Source organism: Mesorhizobium sp. M0923 (genome assembly GCF_040319365.1).
In the GTDB taxonomy this organism is placed as follows: domain Bacteria; phylum Pseudomonadota; class Alphaproteobacteria; order Rhizobiales; family Rhizobiaceae; genus Mesorhizobium.
In genome coordinates, this window is record NZ_JAMYNW010000025.1 from 63,458 (window position 1) to 76,046 (window position 12,589).

The 12,589-nt window shown below is 59.2% G+C and carries 8 protein-coding genes and 1 pseudogene; 7 read left to right on the forward strand and 2 right to left on the reverse strand.

Annotated features, from left to right (window positions below; genetic code table 11):
• Positions 1-58 precede the first annotated feature (58 nt).
• The 7 genes and pseudogenes from NKH89_RS30035 to NKH89_RS30065 all read left to right on the forward strand — a co-directional run bounded on the left by NKH89_RS30035 (position 59) and on the right by NKH89_RS30065 (position 10,835).
• Positions 59-757: a thermonuclease family protein gene (locus NKH89_RS30035; RefSeq protein ID WP_352810641.1), complete on the forward strand. Its 699-nt coding sequence runs from the start codon at positions 59-61 to the stop codon at positions 755-757.
• A gap of 238 nt (positions 758-995) precedes the next feature.
• Positions 996-2,582 (forward strand): hypothetical protein, encoded by a 1,587-nt coding sequence (locus tag NKH89_RS30040; RefSeq protein WP_352797376.1) that lies wholly within the window; start codon positions 996-998, stop codon positions 2,580-2,582.
• A 494-nt stretch (positions 2,583-3,076) separates the two neighbouring features.
• Positions 3,077-3,769, forward strand: a complete 693-nt coding sequence (locus tag NKH89_RS30045) for a PAN domain-containing protein (RefSeq protein WP_352910881.1) — start codon at positions 3,077-3,079, stop codon at positions 3,767-3,769.
• 482 nt (positions 3,770-4,251) lie between these two features.
• A pseudogene (locus tag NKH89_RS30050) lies at positions 4,252-5,729 on the forward strand (protein adenylyltransferase SelO).
• A gap of 653 nt (positions 5,730-6,382) precedes the next feature.
• Complete coding sequence (locus NKH89_RS30055) at positions 6,383-7,471, forward strand: AAA family ATPase (protein ID WP_352810635.1); 1,089 nt, start codon at positions 6,383-6,385, stop codon at positions 7,469-7,471.
• 223 nt (positions 7,472-7,694) lie between these two features.
• Positions 7,695-9,938 (forward strand): S8 family peptidase, encoded by a 2,244-nt coding sequence (locus NKH89_RS30060; RefSeq protein WP_352885399.1) that lies wholly within the window; start codon positions 7,695-7,697, stop codon positions 9,936-9,938.
• Positions 9,939-9,947: 9 nt separating this feature from the next.
• Complete coding sequence (locus NKH89_RS30065; protein WP_352910884.1) at positions 9,948-10,835, forward strand: hypothetical protein; 888 nt, start codon at positions 9,948-9,950, stop codon at positions 10,833-10,835.
• Positions 10,836-11,080: 245 nt separating this feature from the next.
• On the opposite strand, the gene NKH89_RS30070 is transcribed toward NKH89_RS30065, so the two are convergent.
• Both NKH89_RS30070 and NKH89_RS30075 read right to left on the reverse strand, forming a co-directional pair.
• Complete coding sequence (locus NKH89_RS30070; RefSeq protein WP_352517831.1) at positions 11,081-11,353, reverse strand: DUF2274 domain-containing protein; 273 nt, start codon at positions 11,351-11,353, stop codon at positions 11,081-11,083.
• Between the two features lie 11 nt (positions 11,354-11,364).
• The gene (locus tag NKH89_RS30075) at positions 11,365-12,582 is read right to left on the reverse strand and encodes a TraB/TrbI/VirB10 family type IV secretion system protein (RefSeq protein ID WP_352718533.1); all 1,218 of its coding nucleotides are present in this window, start codon (positions 12,580-12,582) and stop codon (positions 11,365-11,367) included.
• Positions 12,583-12,589: the final 7 nt, after the last annotated feature.

Consider the following 12,589-nt stretch of genomic DNA (forward strand, 5'->3'; position numbering starts at 1 on the left):
GTGGCGGCGCAAACTTGCGAGCGTGCCGGCAATGCTCAGTCTTACGGCAGCGGCGGCAGTGGCTGCCTTCCTGGCGCCGTCGGGCGCGCAACGCAGCGACGATGCATCAAAGGCCAGCCCACGAAGGGCGGCGCCCGCCTTGCTTACCGGTGTCGCATCCGTCATTGACGGCGATACGATCGAAATCCACGGCCAGCGCGTCCGCTTCAACGGCATCGACGCGCCAGAGAGCCGACAGCTGTGCCGCGATGCGAATGGCGCCGAGTATCCTTGCGGCCGGCGATCGGCCGAAGCGCTGGACACTTTCCTGGCCGCGTCGAGGCCGCTCGAATGCACATTCGTGACGTGGGATCGCTACCACCGCTTTGTCGGCGATTGTCGGCGCGCCGACGGCGCGGGCGTGGCCGCCTGGATGGTCCAGCACGGCCAGGCGCTGGATTGGCCTCACTACAGTCAGGGCGCCTATGCGGGGCAGCAGGCGCAAGCCCAAGCCTCAAAGATCGGCCTGTGGGCCGGGACGTTTCAGGCACCCTGGGAATGGCGCGCTGCGCACGCCGACGGCGCGGCGCCGTCGAGCCGCCCACTGGGCATCATCAGCCGTAAGCTGGTCGCGCAGAGCGGCTATTCTTGCGAGCCGCGGAGAACGTGCAAGCAGATCGGTTCCTGCGACGAAGCCAACTGGTACCTGCAAAACTGCTCATGGGGCGGAAAACTCGATCGCGACAAGGATGGGATCCCATGCGAAACACTCTGCTAGCTGAAATGCGCGCTACGGCCTGTTCGGCTTTCCGCTTACACCGATCTAACGAAGACCATGCATGGGCGGCGCGGTCTGCTAACCCCATTTTTTGACGAGGTATTCTATATCTGAAGGGCAGAAAAAGTTATTGCGACAATAGAGAGAAGACGCCTTAACTAAGACTTTCAAAACCGTTAAGTGTATGCTGCCAGGCGATCAAGGCGTGATGTCGCCCTGTCGGGGGGGGGCGAGTAAAATGCAGACTGTGATGAGTCAAAAGCTGGCAAGCTATGGCCAGTGGACCTACCGTGGTGCCTGGGCCCTAGAGATTGCGGCCGCAGCGATTGGTCTTACGACAGGTGTAGCATTAGGCGTACAAGCGTTTTCTGCAAGCGAGTCTGTCACTGCAATGGATTTGACGCTCGCCAGTGCACCCTTTCTCATGGTGGCAATCGCGGAGCTCACCAAGATACCGATAGCTACACTGCTTTTCAGCGCGTCTTGGCTCTGGAAGCCCATAATCTTGGTCTTCCTCCTGGTTCTTGCAGGCATCACTTTCGAAACTGTCTTTATGGGGATGGAGAGGGCAGGCGCATTGCGTCAGCTGCGTTATGAGGAGCTCGTAAACAAGATTGATGCCCTTGAGCAGGAAGCGACAAAGCTCGCCTCTGCTGACGAACTTGGTCGAAGAGCCGATCAGGTCGATCAAGCCCGTTCCGAAATTGAGCAGCTGACTTCTCTTGCGGAAAAATCGCGTGCGACCTTTCAGTCGCAAATTGCCGAGGCCAATGCGGAATTGGAGGGAACGACAGCCCTTACCCCAGAAGCCTCGCGTGTTCGCGATCAAGTGGAGGAGAAAAACGCGGTTCGATCGGCGCTGATTCAACAGCGTGATCGCGAAGTTAAAGAGGCTGTCGATCAGTTTGAGCGCCAACGCGACAGCTTTGTTGAACGTATCAAGATGGCGCGCGATTCAGGGGACAGCGACTCGGCACGCAGGCTAGAATCGGAAGTGGCTAAACTTGCGAACCCCCGCACGAAAATTATCACCAAGTTCGACACTCAGATTGACCCGCTCGATCAAGAGATTGCCGCGCTGCGCGAAAATTTCGATCGTTTGCGGGCAAATAGCCCTCCTATGACTACTGACCAGAGGCAGAAGCTTGTCGATAGGCGTTCGTCTCTGGAGCAAACGCGCGATAGTGATGCCGCGGCTTGGCAGCGTCGATTGGATGAAGCGGGCAAACGGCTCGCAGATGCCCAGGCGGCAGAAGCCAACAAGGCAAACACCTCGGCGCAAAACCAGGTCAGACAGGACCAGATTGCCAAAGCCCTCAGCGCCTTGGCCAAGGAGCGGATCCCAATGGCGCGGACAGATCAGGTCCGCCGTATTGCCTCACGGTGGTACGGCAGCAAACCTGAACTGGTGACTGAGGCACAGGCCGGAATAATCTCTGTGATTTGGTTCGGCTCGCTCGCGCTCATTGCCGCGCTCGCGGGACCAATTACGGCAATGGTCGCTCTAGCGCTCCAGCGCATTGCCGCCCGAGAAGAGGACAATTCAGACAGCAAGACTTCCAGGCTGCTCCGCAGAATGCTTCTGAGTTGGCGGTGGCGCCGAATTCGAACGATTAAGGTACCAGTCGAAGTTATGGTCGAGAAAGAGGTTGAGAAGCGGGTTGAGGTGCCTGTGGAAAAGGTGGTCAAAGAGATCCTCTATGTTCCGCTCTTCACCGATGATCCCGAAGTCCTTCGCAAGGCCCTCGACCAGGATTTGCCGCCTGAGGTCTCAGACCTCGTGACGGTATCAATGAAGGGTCGCAAAAGTGCTCGTCCGGCATAACACCACCCTGCTCGAGCAAGCCGTCGATCTCGCCGTCAAAAGGTCAGCGATTCCAACCTTGCAGGCTCAAGCCGCGGCCCAAGAGAAGACAGCCCGGGCGACCGCCTTTCGCCGAATGGCGACTGGCGGAGCCATTGCAGTGGCGGCGGTCGGGATTGGGCTAGGCATCAATCTTGGTCTATGGGACAAAACCTTGCCGGAGCCGGCGGCTTTGCCGACCATAGAGCAGCCAAGCGATCTCACCTCCCCAAAAGATGAGCCGCCTATTCCTGTTCCAACTCCAAAGCCAACTCAGGAGCAGGCGCCTCAGGCTGACGTCCCTACCAAGCCTGACGTGGTGACCGTCGACTTCAACAAGTTCGCCACCAAGAACGTCGAGTTCCAAGGCACCACTTGGGAGTTAATCACAGGTCACCACTTCAAGGATGAGAACGACCAAACCTGGGACCGAGCGTGGTGTTACTCTCGGCGGAGTGTGAACGGCGTAGACGTAAATGTATCATTGGCAGCTCGTTCTGCCCCGACAGCGCCACCAGCCGGGCCTGGCGCTGCTGCTCAGACGCTTCAGTTGGTCGGGCCTTAATGATTCATCCGCCGTCGATCTTGCAACAAGATGCGCGTGGTTGGATGGTCGCACATTTGCGTCTTCAGACATCATTCCTGACTCGTCACGAGAGCAGGCCGCAACTGTCCCCGCAGAAACTCCTGCGACAGAGGTCGATCCAGATAGTGGATTTGTTGTCGTGTCCGGGTGGGACGCGATCGGAAACGACCTGCCGGATATGCCAATTAGGAACGTGAGTTCTGAGCAGTGTCAAACCGCCTGCGACACCGACTTCAGGTGTCTAGCGGTTACTTATAACACAAAATTTCGAGCTTGTTTCATGAAAGGGGACGCATCGCTACTGGTCAAAAGCGAAGAGTCGATCATGGCCGCAAAAAAAGTGGTCGAGAGCAATTTGCGCTACTCGAATTTGGTGTTCGCCACAAAAACGGAAATTTCTGGCAACGCCTATTGGACCTCTCCGCTCCGATATCCAGACTGCATACTGCAATGTGCAAACGACAAATCCTGCTTAGGGTTCAATTTCCGCAAAAAAGAAAGTGCGTGTGTCCTTTTCAACAGCATAACCCAATCCGCTGATAACGCAGCGGTCGCGTCTGGCATCAAGAGCGTCGCCAACTAAAGTTGAAGCGAAGAACCTATCCTCAAGGAGCGATTGAAACCAAGCTGCTTGTCAAAGAGAGTGGCTAGCAAAATTCCACGATAACCTTTGGGTTAGCGGCAGGAATGTTCTTCGACGAAGCTCCAGCAGAATGCAAAGTGGAGCCAACTGAGGCATCTCAGAGAAAGAATTGTCGTCGGCGCATTGCGGGACCGTCTGACTTAATGTCAAAAATGGGGCCGAAAGCAGTCAGGCGGCTTAAGGCTACCGATTCGCGAAGACCAGACGTTCGCTGGCGCGAGAAGCGTCGTAGCCGTTCCGCTCGAAGAGGCTACTTGCCCGAAGGCACTGACACATCCATTTCTGGACGTAGCTGGAAATGAAGTTCGAGCATCGCCACATCAGCATACGGACCGGCAGTCTGATGGCACTATTGTCATTGATAACAATCTTTGCGACCGACGAAGCGTCTCGCGACTGCCGTTGATGTTTGAGGAGTGTGAATGACGGTACGCTTTGCATTTGACAACAGCTATGCTCGGCTGCCGAGCTCGTTTTATGCGCGTGTTTCCCGACCCCGGTCTCCGCACCGCACCTCCTCAAGCTTAACCAGGAGCTGGCCGTCCAGCTCGGGCTCAACCCGGTAGAACTCGCCACGCAGGCGGGTGTTGAGATTCTTGCCGGCAAACGGATTCCCGAAGGTGCCGAGCCGATCGCTACCGCCTATGCCGGACACCAGTTCGGCCAGTTCGTGCCGCAGCTCGGCGACGGAAGGGCAATCCTGCTAGGCGAGATCGTCGATCAGGAAGGAGTGCGCCGGGATATCCAGCTAAAGGGCTCCGGCCGAACACCGTTTTCCCGCGGCGGCGACGGGCGGGCGGCGCTTGGCCCCGTTCTGCGCGAGTACATTGTCAGCGAGGCCATGGCGGCTCTTGGCATTCCGACCACTCGGGCGCTTGCTGCGGTCATGACGGGTGATGAGGTGATACGAGAAACCTACCTGCCAGGCGCAGTGCTGACACGGGTCGCATCCAGCCACATGCGGATCGGAACCTTCGAATTCTTCGCGGCGCGCGGGGACGTGGATGCGGTGAGGGCTCTCGCTGATCACGCGATCGCCCGGCACTACCCGGATGCCGCGGGTGCTGCTCGCCCCTACCTGGCACTGCTGGAAAGTGTGATTGCGCGCCAAGCGAACCTAGTAGCGCAGTGGCTGCTCGTCGGCTTCATTCACGGGGTTATGAACACCGACAACATGTCTATCGCCGGCGAGACGATTGACTATGGCCCCTGCGCTTTTCTGGACATCTACAATCCCAAGACCGTATTCAGCTCGATCGACCAGTTAGGTCGCTACGCTTATGCCAATCAGCCTGCGATCGCCCAGTGGAACCTGACGCGGCTGGCGGAGTGTCTGCTGCCCCTCCTGGCTGAGGATCAGGACAAATCCGTGGAGCAGGCCCAAGAGGCGCTTTCTGCCTTCGCAGCACGGTTCAGCGACGCGTATAATAGTGGCTTGCGTAGCAAGTTGGGACTTTTGTCGGAGCGGGAGGGCGATCTTGCGCTGACGCAGGATCTTCTCGATCGGATGGTCGCTGGCAAGGCGGACTTCACCCTGACTTTCCGACGCCTGAGCGAGGCCGCTATGGGACCCGAAGGCGACGTCGCGGTGCGCAGCCTCTTCGAAGACCCTGCCCCATATGACGACTGGGCCGAGCGCTGGCGCAAACGGCTCGGGCAAGAGCCGCAGGAAGGTTCAGCGCGCCGGGCTTCCATGCAGCGCGTCAATCCGGCCGTTATCCCCCGCAACCACCGCGTTGAGGCGGTCATCGCGGCCGCCGTGGAGAAACAGGAGTTCGGACCGTTCGAGGACCTTCTGACCGTGCTCGGCAAGCCATACGAAGTCCAGCCAGGCTTCGCGAGCTATGCCGAGCCACCACCGCGCGATGGCCGCGTCTATAAGACCTTTTGTGGGACCTGAACCTGAGGTTCGTTGCGAAGAGATGCGTTGGATGACGAAAAAGAGCGCTCGATCGCGCGAGCGACGTTCCGGCTAGCATTCCAAGCTTTGCGCTCCGGCATCGCAGGATCGTGCTGGAAATGTCCCATCGTGCTTCTCCTTCGGGCACTATCGGCCGGAAGGGAAGCGAAAGGGGACCAGTCGGCAGCGGGGCCGTTTGCCGACCTTCCGGTTCTGGGTCGACGGCAGCGGATAGCCGCCATTTCAATCGGCTGTCCTAGTTGGAATGAAAACGAAAGTTCAATCTCATCGAGCCAGCCATCGCCAATCCTTTTCCCAAAGGGGTGGTAGTGATAGAAGCGGGTTCTGCTGGGAGGCCCTCGTAGGCCGAAGACGCGGCCACCGAAGGGGCGGACGGTTGCTCTCGGCCTCGATCTCCGAGTTTTCACAGGAAGTTGCGTGTGAACGAGGGGCTGGTTATGCATTTGGCTACCGGAAGTACCCTTATGAAAACTGGGCATTAAGGAAGACAACCTAAAATTGCACAGTCAGTAGACTGCGGCATTTTTATCGGAGCCTCTGGCGGCGGCCTCCTTTTGGCTTATCATTGTGAGAGAGAGAGAGAGAGAGGACGCCTGCGGCGCGAGTCGTTGGTGGAAGTAGCGAGATTGGAGATGACAAGAACCGGAGCGATACGTAGGACAGAAGACACTGGCTATTCCGGTGACCGTACGTCCTCGCAGTTTTCCCTGCAGGCCCTGGTGGCTGAGGCGCGTGCCCAGCAGCAGAACGGGATCGCCGAGCGTATCGTCGACGCGATGGCCTCCGACAGCAGGAAACGAAGAAGCGTGGCCCGCCCGCAAAGTTATCATGTCCCGCTGGAACTGAGCGAAATGCTCGTTGAGCTCAAGGCAGATCGCAGGCTCAAGGACCTGATCCTGTCTCCCGAGGTCTCGACAGAGGTGCAGGAATTCATCAGCGAGTACGCCGACATGGCGTTGCTGAGGTCGCATGGCCTCGAGCCGCGACACAAAGTGCTGCTCGTAGGCCCGCCCGGGACGGGCAAGACGAGTCTGGCCGAAGTCTTTGCCCATGAGCTGAGGATGCCGTTCTATGTCGTGAGATACGACGGCCTGATCGGCAGCTTCCTTGGTGAGACGGCCACTCGCCTCCGCAAGCTCACCGATTTCGTGGCCAGCCAGCGATGCGTCGTGTTCTTCGACGAATTCGACACCGTCGGCAAGGAACGGGGTGACACTCAGGAGACCGGCGAGATCAAGCGCGTCGTCAGTTCGCTCCTCCTTCAGATGGACTCGATCCCAACGAACTGCGTGATCGTATGTGCCACGAACCACCCCGAACTTCTCGACCGCGCTGTGTGGCGGCGGTTCGAACTCCGGGTGGACGTACCCCTGCCAGGGTCGCAGGAAATTTCGCAATGGTTTAACAGACTACGCAAGGACTTCGGTGCCGCCATCGCATCAGTTGAGAAAGAATTCGTCAGCACGTTGAATGGAATGAATTTCTCGGATATCGAAGCCTTTACCTTGGATGTTAGGCGAAAGATCGTTCTGTCCCGAGGAAAGCTTGCGGCCGATCAAGCACTGGCTGAAGGGTTGGCGAAGCTACGGCAGAAGCGGTCAACGCCGGGGGAGACGGATCATAGCAGACAGACCGATAATAAGGATCCGTCGAAGAGACGACGTATTAAGGCGGATAAAAGGCCGCCGGAAGGCCCGCTTCCCGAGGGCACGCTCATCTGAGGAGCAATCGAGGCGCCTTGCCCCGGGCATAGCCCTCATTAGGGATTCGCTTGCGGCCCAGGCTTCGACGAATCCCGTCTTCGCATCGCCGGAACGCGCCCTGGTTTTCGAGACCATAGGTCCCGTAGACAGGTTCGTCGCCGCCGCATCTCAGCTGGGATTCGAATGGCTGACGGAAGACTACGCTGGCTCGGAGCCTGATACAGTTAGCGACGACAACGCAGTGCTGGACGACCTTCCGGCGGACGATCCGGCGATGGCTCGTCTTTACCTCACCATGCCAACTGAGAACGGCATGCGCCAACTGCTGGCAATGTGGCGGAGATTCGAGACGAAGCTCGCACCCAGGGAGGACGAGAAGGATTGGTGGAAGATATTCGGTTACCTGTCGAAGATCCGCGTCTGGAACGCAACGGACCGCATTGAACCGGCGACGCAGTTGTTCATCGACCGCCGCATGGCCCGTGACGCCGCGGGATCTGTCCGGCTTGAACTCGACCTCTGGTTCCACGAGGACGAAAGCGTTCGCATGAACGCCAAGGAGTCGCTGGAAGGAATCCTTGCCGCGATTGGCGGCAGGATTGTCGACTTCGTCACCATTGAGCCAATCCGCTACCAGGTCGCGCTGATCGAGGTTCCAGCCCAGCAGGCCGTGGATGTCCGCTCCCGGACAGGCGCCCTGGCCAATGCCGACCAAGTTATGTCGATCCGGCCGCAGTCTCTGTATTCCGCGGCTCCGCTGAGTGAACCGATAGAGTCCGAACAAAATTCTGCACAGGGGCCGGTGCAAGAACTCCGCCCCGCGGTCGCGGCGATCCTCGACGGTTATCCTATGCAGAACCACGCCCTGCTGGCCGGCAGGGTCGACGTCGTCGAAGTGGACATCACGGGCGACTCGGTCCCTGTCGAGCGTCGCTTCCACGGGACCGCGATCGCATCGCTCGTGCTTCACGGCGACCTCGCGAACGGCGAGGACCCTCTGACACGGAGGCTTAAGGTGGTCCCTGTCTTGGCCGCACCGCAACACCTGAATGACGAACGCACCCGCGAGGATCTGCTTCCCCTCGGCGTCATCTACCGGGCGGTAGTGGCGCTCAAAGAGGACGATGGCCTTTTTGGACCATCCGGTCCCGATGTCCTGATCATCAACCATTCGCTTTGTGACGCCGAAGGGCCATTCGTCCGGCGGCCCACCCCATGGGCAAAGCTGCTTGACTGGCTCTCCGAGAAGTATGGGATCCTTTTCGTAGTCAGCGCCGGGAACATCACGGGACAGTTCCCTTCGGGCTATTCCGACCACGCCTCGTTCAACTCCGCCGCCCCGCTCGAACGGCAGATCGCTCTCCTCCGCGCGGTCGAAGCCAGTAAGGGGATGCGCAGCCTTCTCAGTCCGGCTGAAGCCATGACCGCCCTCAGCGTTGGCGCCGTCCACGCGGACGGAGCAGGAGACTGCCCGTCTGAAGCGATGGACCCTTTTTCTGCCGTTGGCGTCACCAACATAGGCTCCGCTATCGGTCCGGGGATCAACCGCGCGCTAAAACCCGACATCGTGGAAGCGGGAGGAAGACAGGTTGCGAACGCTTCTAACCAGCCGGCCGGGCATCATATATGGCCCAGCGAGATTGGCCACATAGGCCTGAAAGCCGCCGCACCCGATCCCTTCACCGGATCCTCCTCCAAGACGAGGCGTTCAACAGGAACCAGCAACGCGGCCGCGCTCGTTACCAGAGCCGGCGTGCGGATCATCGATGCGCTGGAAGAAGTGCTGGCCGAAGACGGGACAGCGCTCCGGGATTTCAGTCGGGCATCCCTTGCGACGAGAACCCTCCTGGTGCACGGCGCGAGGTGGGGCGACGCCGGGACCTTGCTGGAGGCCGCATATCCACCCCCGGGATTGGGCCAGTGGCGGAGGCGCAGGGGTATCATCACGAAGTTCCTGGGATATGGCAGGCCGAGCTACGATCAAGTGATCGAAGGCGCGAGCAACAGGGTCACGCTACTTGCCGATGACGAGATCAGGCATGAACAGCTTCACGAGTATCGCGTACCGATTCCGACGAGCATGGTCCGGTCACGGGAAATCCGCAGAATCACGATGACGCTCTCCTGGATGCCTCCGATGCATCCGACCTCCATCGCCTATCGCGGAGTGACGTTGGACGTGGTGGATCAGGCGGGACAGCGCAAGTTCTGGCGCGGAGTGAAGACGATCATGCAGCCTCATCCCGACGACATGCGCAGAGGCACGTGCGCCCATTTCATCCTTGAAGGGAACAACAGCACCGCCTTCGTCGATTCCAACGGCCTGTTCATCGGTGTGCAGGCGAGAGCGCTCAACGCCCACTTCCACCAGAGTTCGGTGCCGTACGCGCTGGCCGTCACGCTCGAAGTCGCGCCCACCGTCCAGGAGGACATCTATGCATCGGTTCGGAATGCCATCCGGCCAAGGCCGCGCGTTCGCGCCTAAGGAGGTCTCATGGAATTCAGCAAGTCTAACAGCATCGGCTCGAAACATCCGACGGAAATTGCTGCCTATCGCGAGCTGATAGGCGATACGGAGGCTGCGGCCCGCTTCTATGAGATGGGACAGCGAAGCCAAGGCGTGCGCATTCCGTACTTTACGAATGACCACTGGGCTTATTCTGGAGCGGTGGTGGGATTCATCCCGGAGGGAACTGCCTCCAGCGGCGAAGTACAGATCGTCAACGCCACTTCGATGCAGCCGGATAACGCGCTTCAGGACGCAAGCCTGAAAATCACTCTCGATCGCTTCTACGTCCATAACTACCCGGGCACCGGCCGGCACGAGATATTGTGCGAATTCATGGGAAAGAACCAGGCAGGTAGCAAGTCTGAAGAAATGAGGTTCGCGTTGAAGACCTCGGCGACCGACAGGAGCGCGGCGCCGCTCATGAGCCTGCCGATCTTCGTCGGGGTGAACGTCGGCAAGGATGGTCTCAGCTTTGAAGGCCGCACCATAAACATCCGGAGCGGTGGAATGGACATGTTGGTGGAAGCCCTCGACAATTCCGCCTTCAAAGAAGGACTCGGCCTCCTGACGACGGCTCAACCCGCTCTTGTGCCGTTCGTCCAACTCGCCAAAGGTGTGGTCTCGACAATTGAGAAGCAGGGAGAGAACAAGCAGGTCCTGCAGTTCAGCCTGGGCCTAGATTTCTCCAGCACCGCGACTTCGGCTAAACTTGGCCTCGGTTCCTACGTGGTCGTCCAGACCAATGATGTTGACTGGAACTGGGATGAATTCGTCCTCAATCGCCAGAGCAATGCAATCGTCCCCAAGCTGAACGGATCGGGTCCGATCGAGCTCAACTACCTGATCTTCGGGGTCACGCGCGCGGGCGGCTGACGAGATTCCAAAGGCAAACAGAACGTTCTCCCTGTGGTCGGGCGGAGCCAAGGGCACACAGAGGTCCGCTTTCGGGGGCGGCAAAGCCACCCTGCTATGACCGAGATTGGGCGCAGAGCCGGCATTGGTTCGGGGCAGATCAGCTCGTCTATTGTGCCCTATGTTTCGGCTTGCCGCCGGCAAATTGCTTCAATGCATTTGCCCGCCTAGAAAGGTGCCCCCTCGGATTCACTGGTCGCTGTCACTTATTCGGACCCTGAAATTGCCTGCCGCCGCGATTTCTCTGACATGTCGACGACAGGGAGCCCTTCCTTTCTGGCCTTGGCAAACGCTCGATCGCTTTCCAGGAACTCCGCCAGCATGAACGGGATCAGTTCCGCTACCGATTCGGACTCGCCATAGGTCTGACGATAAAGCGCCGCATAGTCCTTCAGTGCTTGGTTCAGGTCTGCACTTACGCTTATGGTGATCTTCGAAGGTGTCCGATCCGGAAGTTTGCCGAGTTTCAGATTGGTCATGATGACTCCAGTCAATTCGGGTACGGCCGTAGCACAAGATCCTTGTGCACGATGACGCGCAGTGGCCAACCAGGGCGGACGGTGATCGTGGGCTGAATATTGAGGTTCTTCTCGGTGATGCGCTGGCCAGCTCGACTGACGTTCTGCTGAGCGGATTCGCGGATTGCTTTGACCAGGTCGCTTTCCTCTTCCCCGAGGCTCAGCTCCGTGCCGACCCCTAGCAACGTGGCCAGCGCAACGCCTTTGATCAGCTGCCAGGTGTGGAAATCCACCTTGTCCTCAAGCCCGGCATAGCCGGCGGTGTCCGTCGCCGGCAGATTGTCGATTTCGATCGAAGAGCCGTCGGGCAGCAGTATCCGTTGCCAGACCAGCAGCGCGCGCCTTTGTCCAAAGGCAACAACGCTGTCATAGGTGCCAATCAGGCGAGAGCCTTGCGGAATGAGCAAGGTGCTGCCGGTGACTGTGTCGTGCACATTCTCGGTGACCTGTGCGACGACGAGGCCGGGCAAGTCGGAATTGATGCCAGTGATCAGGCTCGCTGCGATGACGCTGCCGGCCATCAGCTGATAGGGCGAAGCCGGCGTCTGCAGTGCATGCAGATTGTAGATTCCACTTGTGTTCCGCTGGCTGACAAAATCGAGCTTGCGCTGTTGATTGTTTTGGTCGCCCTCGGCCGGTGCAACGGAAGCTGAATCGCGTGCGGCATCGGATTGTGGAGCCGTTGCCTCAAAGGGTGGACGCCCGCCCTGCCCGTTGCCGGCGGCATCTGCTTGCCGGGGTCGATTTTCGATCCGGAAGAAGACTTGCGATTCGCGCGCCTCGATCGCCTGCTGTGCAAGGCGCTGCTCCTCCGCCGAAACCTCCTGGCCCGGCGCGATGCCCAGCTGGCGTTGGTGCTCAAGGATGGGGCGGCCGAGGTCGCCGGGCAGCGGTGGTCCAAGCACCGGAGGCTTGGGCTTGATCCCGGAATAGTCCTTAGGCAGCCTTTCAATTGCCTCCGCGGTTGGCTTCCGCTCAGTGTTGTAAAGCTCTTCAGCCTGCTCTTTGATGCGCAGCGCCGGTCCCTGCAGCGCCATCATGGTGACGCCTAGAACGGTCCCGGAACCAACAGCAGCAATGGCGACAATAATGCTGCGCTTGAAGCGCACAGCGCGGCGAGGCGAGGCCCGCAGCTGCAGCTGTTCTGGATCGAGTTTCGGTGGAGCATCGGAGCGGGAAGTATCCGTCATGGGCCGT

What these genes read in the sequence shown, in the direction of transcription:
- NKH89_RS30070 (WP_352517831.1), bottom strand. Translation starts at nt 11,353, where the DNA reads ATGACCAATCTGAAACTCGGCAAACTTCCGGATCGGACACCTTCGAAG.
- NKH89_RS30065 (WP_352910884.1), top strand. Translation starts at nt 9,948, where the DNA reads ATGGAATTCAGCAAGTCTAACAGCATCGGCTCGAAACATCCGACGGAA.
- NKH89_RS30055 (WP_352810635.1), top strand. Translation starts at nt 6,383, where the DNA reads ATGACAAGAACCGGAGCGATACGTAGGACAGAAGACACTGGCTATTCC.
- NKH89_RS30040 (WP_352797376.1), top strand. Translation starts at nt 996, where the DNA reads ATGCAGACTGTGATGAGTCAAAAGCTGGCAAGCTATGGCCAGTGGACC.
- NKH89_RS30045 (WP_352910881.1), top strand. Translation starts at nt 3,077, where the DNA reads ATGTATCATTGGCAGCTCGTTCTGCCCCGACAGCGCCACCAGCCGGGC.
- NKH89_RS30075 (WP_352718533.1), bottom strand. Translation starts at nt 12,582, where the DNA reads ATGACGGATACTTCCCGCTCCGATGCTCCACCGAAACTCGATCCAGAA.